Consider the following 15,029-nt stretch of genomic DNA (forward strand, 5'->3'; position numbering starts at 1 on the left):
AAGCCCGCTCCTACGGGGGGTTCACTGGTTTCAGAACCAGCGTAGGGGCGGATTTGCCCGCTAAGAGGTCGGTGAACGTTACCAGGCTATCGGCTCCCGGCTACGCACCCGCACTTGTTGCGCAGGTACACGGGCATGCCATTGCACCACCCCCAGCGCCTCCACCTGGAATTCGCTGCGCATCACCCGCCCCTCTTCCTCGAACGACAGCTGCAACAGAAAATGCCCGCTGTTGAGCAGCAGCCCTTCGCTCAACCGTTCGAACGTTTCGTCATCCACCGCCCCAAGCGCCTGACGCAGTGCAGCCGCGTCCACATACCCCGACGCCGGCCTGCCGCTGACAATGCGACTGAGCAACGAACGCGAGTAACGCCCTTCATACAGCGCCTCCAGCAGGGGCAGATGCTCCAACCCCAGCGCATTGGCGTTGAGCCGCCAACCCGTGGTCTGGGGCAAGGCGCACAGCATCGGGTAACGCGCCTGGCGGCTGGCGTCCGGCTCCAGCAACAGGTTCAGCTCGCTGGTGTCGAGCATCGGCTGGTCAGCCGCCAGCCGTGGCGGTTGCTGACGCAGGTACTGGGCGCTCTCGGCGCCCTGCAGGCGGGCATCACTGTCGGCATCAAGCCAGTCGGCCAGGGCATCGACCAGGCGTTCGGCCGCCATGTCATTGCCCAGTAAGTAACGCAACTGGCGCTCGGCGCGTTCGCCGTCGGCGCCGAGCAATGCATTGACGTTGAAGCAGGTGTGCTGGTCGCGTACCCGCAACTGCGCCTGGCCAGCGCCAAAGTCGTAGTTCAGCGGCTGCCCGCGCAAGGCTTGCCAGAACAGCGGACTAAGCCGCCAGGCGGGGTCACGCAGGGCCTGCCCGGCATAGGCCAGGCCGGCCTGCTCCATGGCCCGCACCTGCACTCGCTGGTGCAGCAGGCGCACTTCGTCGACCTGACGCCGGCCATCTTCCACCAGCCAGGCCATGCCCGCCGCCAGCATTGCCAGCACCACCATCACCATCAAAAGGGCCGCACCCTGCTGTTGCCTTCCACTCATCCGTGCGTGCCTCGCTCGCGGAATAAAAACGCCAGTCAACACGCGGGGTGTTTCAGCTAGATGGCAATGCCCGTTCGTCATGTGCACGTCATCTAGGCAAGGCAGGATTGCCCTTCCTTTTCATGACCTTACAGGAGTGGTCGCTATGGGTGGCATTGGAATCTGGCAACTGGTGATCGTATTGCTGATCGTGTTCTTGCTGTTTGGTACCAAGCGCCTGAAGGGCCTGGGTAGCGATGTGGGCGAGGCGATCCAGGGTTTTCGCAAGTCCATGGGTGGTGACAATGACGCCAGCGCCGCTGACCAGGCGCACGTGCAGCCACAGTGCCCGCTGAACGGCCAAGTTGCCCAGCAATCTAAAGCGGACCGCCAGGCCTGATGTTCGAGGTAGGCTTCAGCGAGTTGCTGCTGATCGGCGTCGTCGCGCTGTTGGTGCTGGGCCCCGAGCGCCTGCCGGTGGCAGCCCGTACCCTCGGCCGCGGCCTGGGCCAGGCGCGCCGGGCCATGCACGCCTTGCGCACGCAGGTGGAGCGCGAAATCGAGATGCCCAACCTCGACCAGGCACCTCTGCAACGCCTGGAACAGGAGATCCGCCAGGGCATCAGCCTGAACGCGGAACCGGCCAATGATACGGCTACGGCCGTGCTGCCCAAGGAAAATGCTTCATGAGTATCGCCATGGACCCTGCCGCGAGCATGCCCCTGACCGAACACCTGCGCGACCTGCGCAAACGCCTGGTGCGTTGCCTGGCGCTGGTGGCATTGGTGTTCGCCGGCCTGTTCCCCTTTGCCCAGACGCTGTACACGCTCATATCCGAGCCGCTACGGCGCTTTTTGCCGGAAGGCGCGAGCATGATCGCCACCAGCGTCACCTCGCCCTTTCTGGCACCGTTCAAGCTGACCGCGATGTGCGCCCTGTTCCTGGCCATGCCGCTGCTGCTGCATCAGGCCTGGGGTTTTCTGGCGCCGGGGCTGTACCGCCGTGAACGGCGCATTGCCCTGCCGCTGCTGGTATCGAGCATCGTTTTGTTCTATGCCGGCATGGCGTTCGCGTTCTTTCTGGTTTTCCCGATGATGTTCGGTTTCTTTGCCAGCGTGACACCGGACGGCGTGGCGATGATGACCGATATCAGCCAGTACCTGGACTTTATCCTGGCGCTGTTTCTGGCGTTCGGGCTGGCGTTCGAGATCCCGGTGGCGACGTTCATCGTGGTCTGGGCAGGGTTGGCCGATGTGGCCACATTGCGGCGCAGCAGGCCCTACGTGGTCGTCGGGTGCTTTGTGGTGGGGATGATCCTGACACCGCCGGATGTGTTTTCGCAGACGATGCTGGCAGTGCCGATGTGGGTGCTGTTCGAGGTGGGGTTGCTGGCTTGTGGAATGTTGAAGCGGCCGGAGCCAGGCAAGGAGATTGTGGCTGGATTGTAGGGCCCTTTCGCGGGCGTGCCCGCGAATAGCCGTGATGCGTTCTAGAACTCGGCGAGCCGCCAGACTTCATAGGCTGGCGTCTCGTACGGGTGGCTCTGCTTGAGCGCAGCGACGACCTGCACAATCAGCTCGTCAGCCACCACCAGCTCCACCTTCCACTCTTCCACCGCCTCGACCTGGCCCGCTTGCCCGAGGAACGGCTGGCTGCCGTCCAACGGGCGGAACTGGCCCTGGCCAAGGGTTTGCCAGGCGCAGTGGTCATAGTCACCGATGCGCCCGCCGCCCGCGGCGAACACAGCGGCCTTGACCACTTCGACATGGCTGGCGGGGACGAAGAAGGCGAGCTTGTACACGCCTTAGTTCACCCACACCCGTGCGTTGCGGAACATACGCATCAGCGCGGCATCTTCCTGCCACTCGTCCGGGCGCCAGGAGTTCTGCACAGCGCGGAACACACGCTCCGGGTGCGGCATCATGATGGTCACGCGGCCGTCGCGGCTGGTCAGGCCGGTGATACCACGCGGCGAGCCGTTCGGGTTGGCCGGGTAGGCTTCGGTGACCTTGCCATGGTTGTCGACGTAGCGCAGGGCCACGCAACCGGACACATCGGCTTCCAGCAATGCTTCTTCGCTGGCGAACTCGGCATGGCCTTCGCCGTGGGCGATGGCGATCGGCATGCGCGAACCGGCCATGCCCTGCAGGAAGATCGAGTTGGACTTCTGCACTTCGACCATGGCCACGCGGGCCTCGAACTGCTCCGAGCGGTTGCGCACGAAGTGCGGCCAGTACTCGGTGCCCGGGATCAGCTCGTGCAGGTTGGACATCATCTGGCAACCGTTGCACACGCCCAGGGCGAAGCTGTCGGTACGCTCGAAGAAGGCCTGGAAGGCGTCACGGGCACGGGCGTTGAACAGCGCCGACTTGGCCCAGCCTTCGCCAGCGCCCAGCACGTCACCGTACGAGAAGCCGCCACAGGCGACCAGGCCCTTGAAGGCTTCGAAGTCGACACGGCCAGCGAGAATATCGCTCATGTGCACGTCGATGGCGGCGAAGCCGGCGCGGTCGAAGGCAGCAGCCATCTCGACCTGGCCGTTGACGCCCTGCTCGCGCAGGATGGCCACTTGCGGGCGCACGCCCTTCTTGATGTAAGGCGCGGCGATGTCGTCGTTGACGTCGAAGCCCAGCTTCACCGACAGGCCCGGGTTGTCTTCCTCGAGCAGCAGGTCGAACTCCTGATCAGCGCAGTCGGCGTTGTCGCGCAGGCGCTGGATCTGGTAGCTGGTTTCAGCCCACTGGCGCTGCAGCATGCGACGGTCATCGTCGAACAGCACTTCGCCGTTCAGGCTGATGGTCACTTCAGCGTTGTTGACCGGCTTGCCGATCACCGCGACGCACTCTTCACCCAGGCCTGCAGCGCTGAACTGTGCCAGCACGTCCGGGGTAGCATCCTGGCGAACCTGGATCACCGCACCCAGCTCTTCGTTGAAGAGGATGGCCGGCACTTCGCCCTTGCTGTCGGTCAGCGGGTCGAGTTGCAGGTCGAGGCCGCAGTGGCCGGCGAAGGCCATTTCCAGCACGGTGGTGACCAGGCCGCCGTCGGAACGGTCGTGGTAGGCCAGCAGGTGGCCGTCGGCGTTCAGGCCCTGGATCACGGCGAAGAAGGCCTTGAGGTCTTCGGCGTCGTCGACGTCCGGTGCCTGGGCCGCGATCTTGCCGTAGGTCTGGGCCAGGATCGAGGCGCCCATGCGGTTTTTGCCGCGGCCCAGGTCGATCAGGATCAGGTCGGTCTCGCCCTTGTCCATGCGCAGTTGCGGGGTCAGGGTCTTGCGGATGTCGGTGACCGGGGCGAAGCCGGTGATGATCAGCGACATCGGCGAGGTGACGCTCTTCTCGACGCCCTCGTCGCTCCACTTGGTCTTCATCGACATCGAGTCTTTGCCGACCGGAATGGTGATGCCCAGCTCCGGGCACAGCTCCATGCCGACAGCCTTGACGGTGTCGTACAGGCGTGCGTCTTCACCTGGGTGACCAGCAGCGGACATCCAGTTGGCCGACAGTTTGATGTCGGACAGCTTTTCGATGCGCGAAGCCGCCAGGTTGGTCAGGGTTTCGCCGATGGCCATGCGGCCGGACGCCGGGGCATCCAGCAGCGCCAGCGGCGTACGCTCGCCCATGGCCATGGCTTCACCGGTGTAGACGTCGAAGCTGGTGGCGGTAACGGCGCAGTCGGCCACCGGAACCTGCCACGGGCCGACCATCTGGTCGCGGGCAACCAGGCCGGTGATGGTGCGGTCGCCAATGGTGATCAGGAAGCTCTTGCTGGCCACGGCCGGGTGGTTCAGCACGCGCTGGACGGCGCTGTCCAGGTCCAGCTCGCTCGGGTCGAAGTCATCGCCCAGCTCGGCTTCGCGGGTAACCGAACGGTGCATGCGCGGCGGCTTGCCCAGCAGCACGTCCAGCGGCATGTCTACCGGGGTGTTGCCGAAGTGGCTGTCGCTGACGGTCAGGTGCTGTTCTTCAGTCGCTTCACCCACCACGGCAAACGGGCAACGTTCGCGCTCGCAGATGGCCTTGAAGCGCTCGAAGTCGACCGCGCTGACGGCCAGCACGTAACGCTCTTGCGATTCGTTGCTCCAGATTTCGTGCGGGGCCATGCCCGGCTCGTCGTTGGGCACGTTGCGCAGCTCGAAGCGACCACCGCGGCCACCGTCGTTGACCAGCTCAGGGAAGGCGTTGGAAATACCGCCAGCGCCCACGTCGTGGATGAAGGCGATCGGGTTTTCGTCGCCCAGCTGCCAGCAACGGTCGATGACCTCCTGGCAACGGCGCTCCATTTCCGGGTTTTCGCGCTGTACCGAAGCGAAGTCCAGGTCAGCCGAGCTGGCACCGGTAGCCACCGACGAAGCAGCGCCGCCGCCCAGGCCGATCAGCATGGCCGGGCCACCGAGCACGATCAGCTTGGCGCCGACAGTGATTTCGCCCTTCTGCACGTGGTCTTCACGGATGTTGCCCATACCGCCGGCGAGCATGATCGGCTTGTGGTAGCCGCGCACTTCTTCACCGTGCGGGGTGTTGATGGCTTGCTCGAAGGTACGGAAGTAACCGGTCAGGGCCGGGCGGCCGAATTCGTTGTTGAACGCAGCGCCGCCAAGAGGGCCTTCGATCATGATGTCGAGGGCGTCGACGATACGCTCGGGCTTGCCATAGGCCTGCTCCCAAGGCTGTTCGAAGCCCGGAATGCGCAGGTTGGACACGGTGAAGCCGGTCAGGCCGGCCTTGGGCTTGGCGCCCCGGCCGGTAGCACCTTCGTCGCGGATTTCGCCACCGGAGCCGGTGGAGGCGCCGGAGAACGGGGCGATGGCGGTCGGGTGGTTGTGCGTTTCCACCTTCATCAGGATGTGCACCGGCTCCTGCACCGCGCCGTACTGGCGGGTTTCAGGGTTCGGGAAGAAGCGGCCGGCAACGTTGCCGACGATCACCGAGGCGTTGTCCTTGTACGCCGACAGCACACCTTCGTTGTGCATCTGGTAGGTGTTCTTGATCATGCCGAACAGGCTTTTTTCCTGGGCCTGGCCGTCGATATCCCAACTGGCGTTGAAGATCTTGTGGCGGCAGTGCTCGGAGTTGGCCTGGGCGAACATCATCAGTTCGATGTCGTTCGGGTTGCGCTTGAGGCCCTGGAAGGCATTGACCAGGTAGTCGATCTCGTCTTCGGCCAGGGCCAGGCCCAGGTCGATGTTGGCCTTGGCCAGGGCGTCGCGACCGCCGGCCAGGATGTCGACCGAGGTCATTGGCTTGGGCTGGGCGTGGCTGAACAGGTCAGCGGCCTGCTCCAGCTGGCCGAGCACACGCTGGGTCATGCGGTCGTGCAGTTCGGCGGCGATCACGGCGGTGTCAGCGTCGCTCAGGGTGCCGGCCACGTAGTAGGCGATGCCGCGCTCCAGGCGCTGGATCGACTGCAGGCCGCAGTTGTGGGCGATGTCGCTGGCCTTGCTGGCCCATGGCGAAATGGTGCCCAGGCGCGGTACCACCAGGAACAGACGACCCGTCGGCTCCTGTACCGGCACGCTCGGGCCGTACTTGAGCAGACGGCCCAGCACCTGCTGCTGGTCGGCGGTCAGCTCGCCGTCGACATCGGCGAAGTGGGCAAATTCGGCATACAAACCAGTAACAGCGGGGACTTTCTGGCTCAGTTGCTCAAGTAATTTACCGTGGCGAAAGGCAGAAAGGGCAGGAGCGCCGCGCAGGATCAACATCGTCGGGACAGCCTCAGGAAGGGGTGTGCTTAGAGGCCGTGCATTCTAGCCTAATTCGATGGCTTTCGGCACCTGCTCTAAGCCACGCCTGCCGGGCGGCGGAACCGGACTTCGGGGTCAGTTTTCAGAGGTGTCCGTCTTGAGACGAGATCGAGCGCTAAATGTCTCAAACCGGGCACCTGATAGCCCTCATGCAATCCCCCCTCCCCCAACCACACAACCCGCTACCAGACAAGCTAACCGTTGTCGAGATATGGTTGGGCCAGTCCTTTGCGTATACTGCAACCTATGTTCGCCCACACTGCTTTGCGCCAGCGTTGCGCCAAATGGCTTCTCGCAACCGGACTCTTTCTGCTGCTAGGTGCCTGCGTTGAAAAACCCAGCACCCTCGAGCGCGTGAAGGAGGATGGCGTGCTGCGCGTGATCACACGCAACAGCCCGGCAACCTACTTCCAGGACCGTAACGGCGAAACCGGCTTTGAGTACGAACTGGTCCAGCATTTCGCCGACGATCTCGGCGTAAAGCTGCAGATCGAGACCGCCGACAACCTGGACGAGCTGTACGACGCCCTCGGCAAGCCCTCCGGCCCGGTACTGGCTGCCGCCGGCCTGGTCAGCAGTGAGCGGCGCAAAACCCAGGTGAGATACTCCCATCCCTATCTGGAGGTGACCCCGCAGGTCATCTACCGCAACGGCCGCCCGCGCCCCACCGGCGCCAAGGGTTTGGTCGGCAAGAAGATCATGGTGCTCAAGGGCAGCAGCCATGCTGACCAGCTGGCCGAGCTGAAAAAGCAGTACCCGGCCTTGCAATACGAGGAATCCGACGCCGTCGAAGTGGTCGACCTGCTGCGCATGGTGGACGAAGGTCAGATCGACTTGACCCTGGTGGACTCCAACGAACTGGCGATGAACCAGGTGTATTTCCCCAACGTGCGGGTCGCCTTCGATCTGGGCGAAACCCGTGACCAGCGCTGGGCAGTGGCCGCAGGCGAAGACAACAGCCTGCTCAACGAAATCAACGAGTATCTCGACAAGGCACAGAAAAACGGCACCCTTCAGCGATTGAAGGACCGCTACTACGGTCATGTCGACGTACTTGGCTATGTCGGCGCCTACACCTTCGCCCAGCATCTGCAACAGCGCCTGCCCAAGTACGAGAAGCACTTCAAGAGCTACGCCAAGGTCGAGCAGGTCGACTGGCGCCTGCTGGCAGCCATTGGCTACCAGGAATCGATGTGGCAGCCGGAAGTCACCTCCAAGACCGGCGTGCGCGGCCTGATGATGCTGACCCAGCGCACCGCCCAGGCCATGGGTGTGTCCAACCGCCTGGACCCGAGGCAGAGCATCCAGGGCGGCGCCAAGTACTTCATGAAGATCAAGGAAGAGCTTGACGACAGCATCAAGGAGCCGGACCGCACCTGGTTCGCCCTTGCCGCCTACAATGTCGGTGGCGGCCACCTTGAAGATGCCCGCACCCTGGCCAAGCGCGAGAAGCTGAACCCGAACAAGTGGCTGGACGTGAAGAAGATGCTGCCGCGGCTGGCTCAGAAGCAGTGGTACCGGCAGACCAAGTACGGCTATGCCCGTGGGGGCGAACCGGTGCATTTCGTGGCCAACATCCGCCGTTACTACGACATCCTCACCTGGGTGACCCAGCCGCAGCTCGAAGGCCAGGTGGCCGAGGGCAACCTGCATGTGCCCGGGGTCAACAAGGACAAGCCAGCGGATAAGTCGTCGCCGATGTAAGCCTGTCAGGACCTCTTCGCGGGCAAACCCGCGCCTACAAGATTTGCGCAGAACCTGTAGGAGCGGGCTTGCCCGCGAAGAGGCCGGTGCAGCTCAAGCCTTAGCCCGGCGGGCCTTGAAGAAGTCGCTGAGGATCTGCCCGCACTCTTGCGCCAGCACCCCGCCCTCCACCATCACCCGGTGGTTGAGAAAGCCTTGGCCAAAGAACTGCCCCTGGCTCTGCACGATCCCAGCCTTGGGTTCCAACGCGCCAAACACCACGCGCATCACCCGCGAATGCACGATCAGCCCCGCACACATGCTGCACGGTTCCAGGGTCACATACAGGGTGCTGCCGGGTAGCCGGTAGTTGCTGGCCGACCTGGCTGCCGCCCTGATCGCCACCATCTCGGCATGCGCGCTGGGGTCGCTGTCGATGATCGGCCGGTTGAAACCCTGGCCGATCACCTGCCCATGCTGCACCAGCACCGCCCCCACTGGCACCTCGCCCAACGCCGCGCCTTCGGCGGCCAAGGCCAGCGCCAGGCGCATGAATTCCTGATCGCGACTGCGATCGATGATCTGCGGGCGCATCAGACCACCGCAATCGCGGCCATCAGGCCGGTTTCCATGTGGTCGATGACGTGGCAGTGAAACATCCAGGTTCCAGGGTTATCCGCCACCAGTGCTACCTGGGCGCGCTCGTTCTTGCCCAGCAAGTAGGTGTCGGTGAACCACGGTTCCTTGATGTCGTGACGGTTGGAGGCGATCACCTTGAAGCTCATGCCATGCAAGTGGATCGGGTGCTGGTACTGGGTCATGTTCTTAAGCTCGAAGATGTAGCTCTTGCCCTTCTGCAACGTGGCGATGGGGCGGTCGGCGCAGGTCTTGTCGGTAATATCCCAGGCCTGGCCGTTGATCTGCCACATGCTCGACGGTTTGGCCGGATCAGCGGTGACAGAGACGCCGGCCGCCCACTCGAAATTGAAGTTCAGCTTTTCGGCATTCTCCAGGTCCGGCTCGGCGATCGGATTGGGCGGCAGCGCGGGCGGCCAGTCACTCGGCGCGTCGTTGCTGGCCACCGAACGCAGGGTGCCCAGGCGCACGAAACCGTCGCGCAGGGAAATTTCCTCACCCGCCTCAGGAATGCGGATGGCCAGGCAGATACGCATGCCAGGGCCTAGCCAGTATTCGTCCAGCGCACGCGGGGTCACCGGGTTGCCGTCGAGGGCATAGATTCTCGCCTCGCAGTTGCCCTTGAGGTTGAGGCGGTAGGTCCAGGTATTGTCCAGGTTCAGCACGCGCACCCGCACCACCTGGCCGGCCGGCAGCTCGGTGATCGAGTCGGCCTGGCCGTTGATGGTGATCAACCGCCCGGCAGTGCCGTTGCGCGCAGCCTCGCGCGGAATGCTGAAAGGCAGCCATGCGCCCTGCTCGTCCACATGCCAGTTCTTCAGGCTCAGCGTACGCTCATGCTGGAACCCGGTGGGTTCACGTTCCTCGACGATCAGCGGCCCGACCAGACCGCGGCCTAGCTCCTCAGAGCTGCTGACGTGCGGGTGGTACCAGTAACTGCCGGCGTCCGGCACGCGGAATTTGTAATCGAAGTACTCACCCGGCTTGACCGGCAACTGCGACACATAGGGTACGCCGTCCATTTCCAGCGGCAGGCGAATGCCGTGCCAATGGATAGTGGTTTCGACCGGCAGATGGTTGATAAAGCGTACCCGCAGCCAAGTGCCCTGGCGCACGCGCAGCTCGGTGCCCGGGGCCGATGGGCCGAAGGCCCAGGCCTCGGTCTTGAAGCCCGGCACCAGCTCGACGTCCAGGGGTGCTGCGATCAGCTCATAATCGTGGCCTGCGCTGTCGTCTTCGACCTTGCCCAGCCAGTAACGCGCCGCGCCACCGGCGCCCAGGCCAACCACAACCAGGCCGGTCAGGCCCTTGAGCATTTGTCGACGGGTGAAGGACATCGGTGCGGGTACCTCGTGTTCTGCGCAATCAGTCTGCCAGCAAGGCGCTGACGATGAGGGGCGAATACGATACACCTGCAAATGGGAAATATTAAGTGAAGTATCCAAGCATCGTCCGCTTTAGCCACGGCATTGGCTGGACGGCAGGCGTAGCGGAACCAATCGACAGCGCCAACATCAAATTGACACCATTGCCAGAGGCACCTCAGATGAGAAAATGCCTCGCAAGGCAACCATCAGCTTATTTGGCAGTTGGCTTGACTGCCAGGGCGGTGCATGGGAATGAATCGCCTTCAGCCAGCACACTCACCGGGCCTTCTCTAAAGGAATGCAATGGTAAATGGACTTATCAGCTTACGTCCCTAGCTGGGACGACATCGAACGCAACCTGGACCAGAAGTTCAGCGCCCTGAATCAGAGCGTCAGCAGCGGGTTGCGCAGTGCCCATGACAGCTGGGACGGCTTCACCCGCCGTGTAAGCGATGGCGCCAGCCAGGCCTATGGCGCTGTAGGCGGGCACCGGATCGACAACGTCCGGCAGGCGATGGCGCTGTCTTATCCCATGATGCAGTCAAATCTGTCCCGCAAATGGGCATCCATCAACATCGACCAGATTTTGCCCGTGCTGCTCAAGCTCGTGCAGGAAGTGGTGATGATTCTCGGCGGCAGCGTCGCGCTAGGCGGCGCTATAGGCGGCGCGGTAGGTTCTCTTGCCTTTGGCGTGGGCGCGGCACCTGGGGTGGTCGCAGGCAGCGGTATCGGCCTGCAGGTCGGTAACCTGATCCTGATGGCATTGGGCCTGGCCGCCATCGCGGAGTATTTCTATCAAGGGCTTCCCGCCTGCCTGGCCTCGATGCAAGAGGGGCTTGCAACCGCGTGGACTGCCGAAGACGGCCTGAAACCCTCGGGTCTCGATCCTTCGGGCGGCTCGGCCGCGCTGGTTCAAGAACGTACCGAACAAGCTGCAAGGCAACTGGCACGCGGACAAGAGCAACTCGTGATGCTTTTGCTGATGGCGATCGTGACCTACCTGACCCGCGGGCAGATGAAAGCCGGCGTGATGAGCAGCATGGAAAGCATCGCCAGCCGCAGCGCCAAGCTTCAGGCCGAGATTTCCAACAAGCAGTTGGCCAACTGGCTGGCAAAAAACCAGAACAGGCTGCTGATCGAACCTGAGCTGCAGATGAAAACCGCAACGCCGCTTAAGAAAGCGGAGCCAGAGCTGCCCCCAGCGACGCAAGCCACGGAAAAAACCGTTGCAGCGGCGCCGAAGAAGCTCATGAGCCTGCGCGATGCAGTGGGCAAGGACATGGCAGAGCGATGGATTGCCGAAGGCCGCGCTCGGGCAGACATACGGGCCCCGGAGCTTTCGAGACTGCTCAGCGACGATCAAATAGGCGCACTTTACGGCTACTCTACCAACGATGTGTACAAGGCGTATAACCAAGCATTGCGCGAAGGCACTGCTACGCCTGGTATCAAGGCCTTTGCCGAGCATGCAACCGAAGGGCTGGCACGCTTGCCTCGCTACTTAGGCGCTGAAACCTATCGTGGAACGGATCTTCCGCAGCATGTGCTCAATCGGATGCAAATGGGTGCAGTAGAGACCGACATGGCATTCTTCAGCTCATCCGCTACAACACCGTTTTCGGGCAATACCCAGATGGTCGTACGCGGCGTATCCGGCAAGGACATCAGTTTCCTCACGCAAATTCCCGAAGCGGAGGTACTGTACCCGCCAGGTACCTCTTTCAGAGTACTGAATCGGATTGAACAAGGCCCCACGACTCGTCTCTTATTAGAAGAAGTACTATGATCGACCTGCACAGCTCCACCCTCGCCGTTACCGAATATGCCTACCGGTACAACCACTTGCTGCCAGCGCCCACCCCACGCGAATCCGCAAGCCGTGGCTACGTACACCCGCAATGGCAAAATTCGCGCGCCTGCACACTCACCCCCGATCAATCGCTCGACAGAGCCAAGGGGGCATTGCTGGGGTTGGCCATTGGCGATGCCGTAGGCACCACGCTGGAGTTCTTGCCCCGTGATGCCAAGCATGTCGATGACATGGTCGGCGGCGGGCCGTTCAGGCTCAAGCCAGGTGAGTGGACCGATGATACGAGCATGGCGCTTTGCCTGGCGGACTCGTACCTGGCGTGCATGCGATTTGACCATGCCGATTATCTTGAGCGTCTGTGCAGGTGGTACAAGCAAGGGGAAAACAGCGCTAACGGTGTCTGCTTCGACATTGGCAATGCAACCCGCCTTGCCTTGGAAGGATGGCTACGGCAAGGCTTGGACTGGTCAGGCAACACAGACCCGAACACGGCCGGTAATGGCTCGATCATCCGACTCGCCCCGACCGCCATTTTCAGGCGCCACATGCTACCGTCCACCTGGCGCGAAGCTCAAAGTCAGAGTCGGACCACCCACCGGGCGCCCGAAGCACTAAGTTGTTGCGAACTGCTGGGTGCGCAGCTGCACCTCGCCCTGAACGGCGCGGACAAGGATGAAATGTGCCGCCCTATGGTCCGCCCGCTGCAAGCCCGCGCCACCATCATCAACGCTGGCGAATACAAGGAAAAAAGCCGCGATCAGATCCGCTCTTCAGGGTATGTCATCGACACCTTGGAAGCTGCACTGTGGGCGGTGTGGAATACCGACAACTTCAGGGACGCAGTGCTTCTGGCCGCAAACCTGGCAGACGATGCCGACAGTGTGGCAGCCGTGGCGGGGCAACTAGCCGGGGCGTTGTACGGGGTATCCGGTATGCCCGTGCAATGGGTAAAGACAGTGGCGTGGTCAGAACACATACAGGACCTCGCCCAAGCGCTGCACGACCAGGCGCCTGAAAGCGACCCGTTCTACTCGCTGTGATATTGCACGCAGCGGGGCAGATGAACGTGAGGAGCCGATAGACCTCAGAATGACAAAGGCCCGCGATTACGCGGGCCTTTGTGTGTTACAGGTCATCTGACACTGGCTACTGCCATGTGCCGGCTTATTCCCACTCGATGGTCGCCGGCGGCTTGCTCGACACATCGTAGGTAACGCGCGAGATACCGTCGATTTCGTTGATGATACGACCGCTGACAGTTTCCAGCAGCTCGTACGGCAGGTGTGCCCAACGCGCGGTCATGAAGTCCACGGTCTCGACGGCACGCAGGGCCACGACCCAGGCGTAGCGACGGCCGTCGCCGACGACGCCGACCGACTTGACCGGCTGGAACACCACGAACGCCTGGCTGGTCTTGTGGTACCAGTCGGCCTTGCGCAGCTCTTCAATGAAGATGTGGTCGGCGCGACGCAGGATGTCGGCGTATTCCTTCTTCACTTCGCCGAGGATACGCACGCCCAGGCCCGGGCCCGGGAACGGGTGGCGGTAGACCATGTCGTACGGCAGGCCCAGCTCCAGGCCGATCTTGCGCACTTCGTCCTTGAACAGTTCACGCAGCGGCTCGACCAGCTTGAGGTTCATCTCCTCCGGCAGGCCACCTACGTTGTGGTGCGACTTGATCACGTGGGCCTTGCCGCTCTTGGCGCCAGCCGACTCGATCACGTCCGGGTAGATGGTGCCCTGGGCGAGGAACTGGATGTTCTCCAGCTTGCTGGCTTCGGCATCGAACACGTCGATGAAGGTGCGGCCGATGATCTTGCGCTTCTTCTCAGGGTCCGCTTCGCCTTCCAGGTTGTCGAGGAACTGCTTTTCAGCGTCGGCGCGGATCACCTTGACGCCCATGTTCTCTTTGAACATGGCCATCACCTGGTCGCCTTCGTGCAGGCGCAGCAGGCCGTTGTCGACGAATACGCAGGTCAGCTGGTCGCCGATGGCGCGGTGCAGCAGCGCGGCAACCACCGAGCTGTCAACGCCGCCGGACAGGCCCAGCAGAACGTTGGCCGAACCGACTTGCGCACGCACCTGGGCGATGGCGTCTTCGACGATGTTGGACGCCGTCCACAGGGCTTCACAGCCGCAGATGTCCTGCACGAAGCGGGACAGGATACGACCACCTTGCTTGGTGTGGGTCACTTCGGGGTGGAACTGCACGCCGTAGTAGCCGCGGACGTCGTCGTACATGCCGGCGATCGGGCAGCTTGGGGTGCTGGCCAGAATGTTGAAGTTGCCAGGCATCTGGGTGACCTTGTCACCGTGGCTCATCCACACGTCCAGGCCCAGCACGCCGTCGTCATCAACGTGGTCTTCGATGCCGTCGAGCAGGCGGCTCTTGCCGACAACGTCCACACGGGCATAGCCGAACTCACGCAGGTCGGAACCTTCTACCTTGCCGCCCATCTGCTCGGCCATGGTCTGCATGCCGTAGCAGATACCCAGCACAGGCACATTCAGGTCAAACACGGCCTGCGGAGCGCGCGGGCTGTTGGCTTCGTGGACCGACTCGGGGCCGCCGGCGAGGATGATGCCGCGCGGGTTGAATTCGCGGATCGCTTCATCGTCCATGTCGAACGGGTGCAGTTCGCAGTACACGCCGATTTCGCGCACGCGGCGGGCGATCAGCTGGGTGTACTGGGAACCGAAATCGAGGATCAGGATGCGGTGAGCGTGAATGTCGAGGGCCATGACTCAATCTCGTCAGTGGAAA

At 62.8% G+C, this 15,029-nt stretch carries 12 protein-coding genes; 6 read left to right on the top strand and 6 right to left on the bottom strand.

Features of this window, described 5'->3' with window-relative positions; genetic code table 11:
• Positions 1–78: 78 nt before the first annotated feature.
• The gene (gene gspK, locus ACF8O8_RS01625; RefSeq protein WP_392509155.1) at positions 79–1,044 is read right to left on the bottom strand and encodes a type II secretion system minor pseudopilin GspK; all 966 of its coding nucleotides are present in this window, start codon (positions 1,042–1,044) and stop codon (positions 79–81) included.
• 145 nt (positions 1,045–1,189) lie between these two features.
• Between gspK and tatA the strand changes: the two genes are divergently transcribed.
• Genes tatA through tatC form a run of 3 tightly spaced genes read left to right on the top strand, consistent with a single transcriptional unit; the run spans position 1,190 to position 2,471 of the window.
• Positions 1,190–1,423, top strand: coding sequence for a twin-arginine translocase TatA/TatE family subunit (gene tatA, locus ACF8O8_RS01630; RefSeq protein ID WP_350298244.1), 234 nt, complete (start codon positions 1,190–1,192; stop codon positions 1,421–1,423).
• Positions 1,423–1,713 carry a Sec-independent protein translocase protein TatB gene (gene tatB, locus ACF8O8_RS01635; RefSeq protein ID WP_350298245.1) on the top strand — a complete coding sequence of 97 codons (291 nt, stop codon included), beginning with the start codon at positions 1,423–1,425 and terminating at the stop codon, positions 1,711–1,713. The genes tatA and tatB overlap by 1 nt, the downstream gene beginning before the upstream one ends.
• On the top strand, positions 1,710–2,471 hold the full coding sequence (gene tatC, locus ACF8O8_RS01640) for a twin-arginine translocase subunit TatC (protein WP_003255015.1): 762 nt from the start codon (positions 1,710–1,712) through the stop codon (positions 2,469–2,471). The genes tatB and tatC overlap by 4 nt, the downstream gene beginning before the upstream one ends.
• A 41-nt stretch (positions 2,472–2,512) precedes the next feature.
• Here the strand turns inward: tatC and ACF8O8_RS01645 are convergent, their stop codons facing one another.
• A complete protein-coding gene (locus ACF8O8_RS01645; RefSeq protein ID WP_010952215.1) occupies positions 2,513–2,824 on the bottom strand; it encodes a YqfO family protein in 312 nt (103 codons plus the stop codon).
• Positions 2,825–2,827: 3 nt separating this feature from the next.
• Positions 2,828–6,727: a phosphoribosylformylglycinamidine synthase gene (gene purL / locus ACF8O8_RS01650; RefSeq protein WP_392509156.1), complete on the bottom strand. Its 3,900-nt coding sequence runs from the start codon at positions 6,725–6,727 to the stop codon at positions 2,828–2,830.
• Positions 6,728–7,015: 288 nt separating this feature from the next.
• On the opposite strand from purL, the gene mltF reads away from it, so the two are divergent.
• Positions 7,016–8,473, top strand: a complete 1,458-nt coding sequence (gene mltF / locus ACF8O8_RS01655; protein ID WP_020193355.1) for a membrane-bound lytic murein transglycosylase MltF — start codon at positions 7,016–7,018, stop codon at positions 8,471–8,473.
• Between the two features lie 93 nt (positions 8,474–8,566).
• Here the strand turns inward: mltF and tadA are convergent, their stop codons facing one another.
• Positions 8,567–9,046, bottom strand: a complete 480-nt coding sequence (gene tadA, locus ACF8O8_RS01660) for a tRNA adenosine(34) deaminase TadA (protein ID WP_012051365.1) — start codon at positions 9,044–9,046, stop codon at positions 8,567–8,569.
• On the bottom strand, positions 9,046–10,425 hold the full coding sequence (locus ACF8O8_RS01665) for a multicopper oxidase family protein (protein ID WP_392509157.1): 1,380 nt from the start codon (positions 10,423–10,425) through the stop codon (positions 9,046–9,048). The genes tadA and ACF8O8_RS01665 overlap by 1 nt, the downstream gene beginning before the upstream one ends.
• 340 nt (positions 10,426–10,765) lie before the next feature.
• On the opposite strand from ACF8O8_RS01665, the gene ACF8O8_RS01670 reads away from it, so the two are divergent.
• Both ACF8O8_RS01670 and tri1 read left to right on the top strand, forming a co-directional pair.
• The gene (locus ACF8O8_RS01670) at positions 10,766–12,241 is read left to right on the top strand and encodes a DUF6861 domain-containing protein (RefSeq protein ID WP_012051363.1); all 1,476 of its coding nucleotides are present in this window, start codon (positions 10,766–10,768) and stop codon (positions 12,239–12,241) included.
• Positions 12,238–13,305 carry an ADP-ribosylarginine hydrolase Tri1 gene (tri1, locus tag ACF8O8_RS01675; RefSeq protein ID WP_012051362.1) on the top strand — a complete coding sequence of 356 codons (1,068 nt, stop codon included), beginning with the start codon at positions 12,238–12,240 and terminating at the stop codon, positions 13,303–13,305. The genes ACF8O8_RS01670 and tri1 overlap by 4 nt, the downstream gene beginning before the upstream one ends.
• Before the next feature lie 124 nt (positions 13,306–13,429).
• On the opposite strand, the gene guaA is transcribed toward tri1, so the two are convergent.
• On the bottom strand, positions 13,430–15,007 hold the full coding sequence (gene guaA, locus ACF8O8_RS01680; protein WP_010952209.1) for a glutamine-hydrolyzing GMP synthase: 1,578 nt from the start codon (positions 15,005–15,007) through the stop codon (positions 13,430–13,432).
• Positions 15,008–15,029: the final 22 nt, after the last annotated feature.

It is taken from the genome of Pseudomonas sp. TYF_14 (assembly GCF_043105275.1).
GTDB classification, from domain to species: Bacteria; Pseudomonadota; Gammaproteobacteria; order Pseudomonadales; family Pseudomonadaceae; genus Aquipseudomonas; species Aquipseudomonas alloputida.

What these genes read in the sequence shown, in the direction of transcription:
- guaA (WP_010952209.1), bottom strand. Translation starts at nt 15,007, where the DNA reads ATGGCCCTCGACATTCACGCTCACCGCATCCTGATCCTCGATTTCGGT.
- ACF8O8_RS01670 (WP_012051363.1), top strand. Translation starts at nt 10,766, where the DNA reads ATGGACTTATCAGCTTACGTCCCTAGCTGGGACGACATCGAACGCAAC.
- tatA (WP_350298244.1), top strand. Translation starts at nt 1,190, where the DNA reads ATGGGTGGCATTGGAATCTGGCAACTGGTGATCGTATTGCTGATCGTG.
- purL (WP_392509156.1), bottom strand. Translation starts at nt 6,727, where the DNA reads ATGTTGATCCTGCGCGGCGCTCCTGCCCTTTCTGCCTTTCGCCACGGT.
- gspK (WP_392509155.1), bottom strand. Translation starts at nt 1,044, where the DNA reads ATGAGTGGAAGGCAACAGCAGGGTGCGGCCCTTTTGATGGTGATGGTG.
- tatB (WP_350298245.1), top strand. Translation starts at nt 1,423, where the DNA reads ATGTTCGAGGTAGGCTTCAGCGAGTTGCTGCTGATCGGCGTCGTCGCG.
- tatC (WP_003255015.1), top strand. Translation starts at nt 1,710, where the DNA reads ATGAGTATCGCCATGGACCCTGCCGCGAGCATGCCCCTGACCGAACAC.
- tadA (WP_012051365.1), bottom strand. Translation starts at nt 9,046, where the DNA reads ATGCGCCCGCAGATCATCGATCGCAGTCGCGATCAGGAATTCATGCGC.
- mltF (WP_020193355.1), top strand. Translation starts at nt 7,016, where the DNA reads ATGTTCGCCCACACTGCTTTGCGCCAGCGTTGCGCCAAATGGCTTCTC.
- ACF8O8_RS01665 (WP_392509157.1), bottom strand. Translation starts at nt 10,425, where the DNA reads ATGTCCTTCACCCGTCGACAAATGCTCAAGGGCCTGACCGGCCTGGTT.
- tri1 (WP_012051362.1), top strand. Translation starts at nt 12,238, where the DNA reads ATGATCGACCTGCACAGCTCCACCCTCGCCGTTACCGAATATGCCTAC.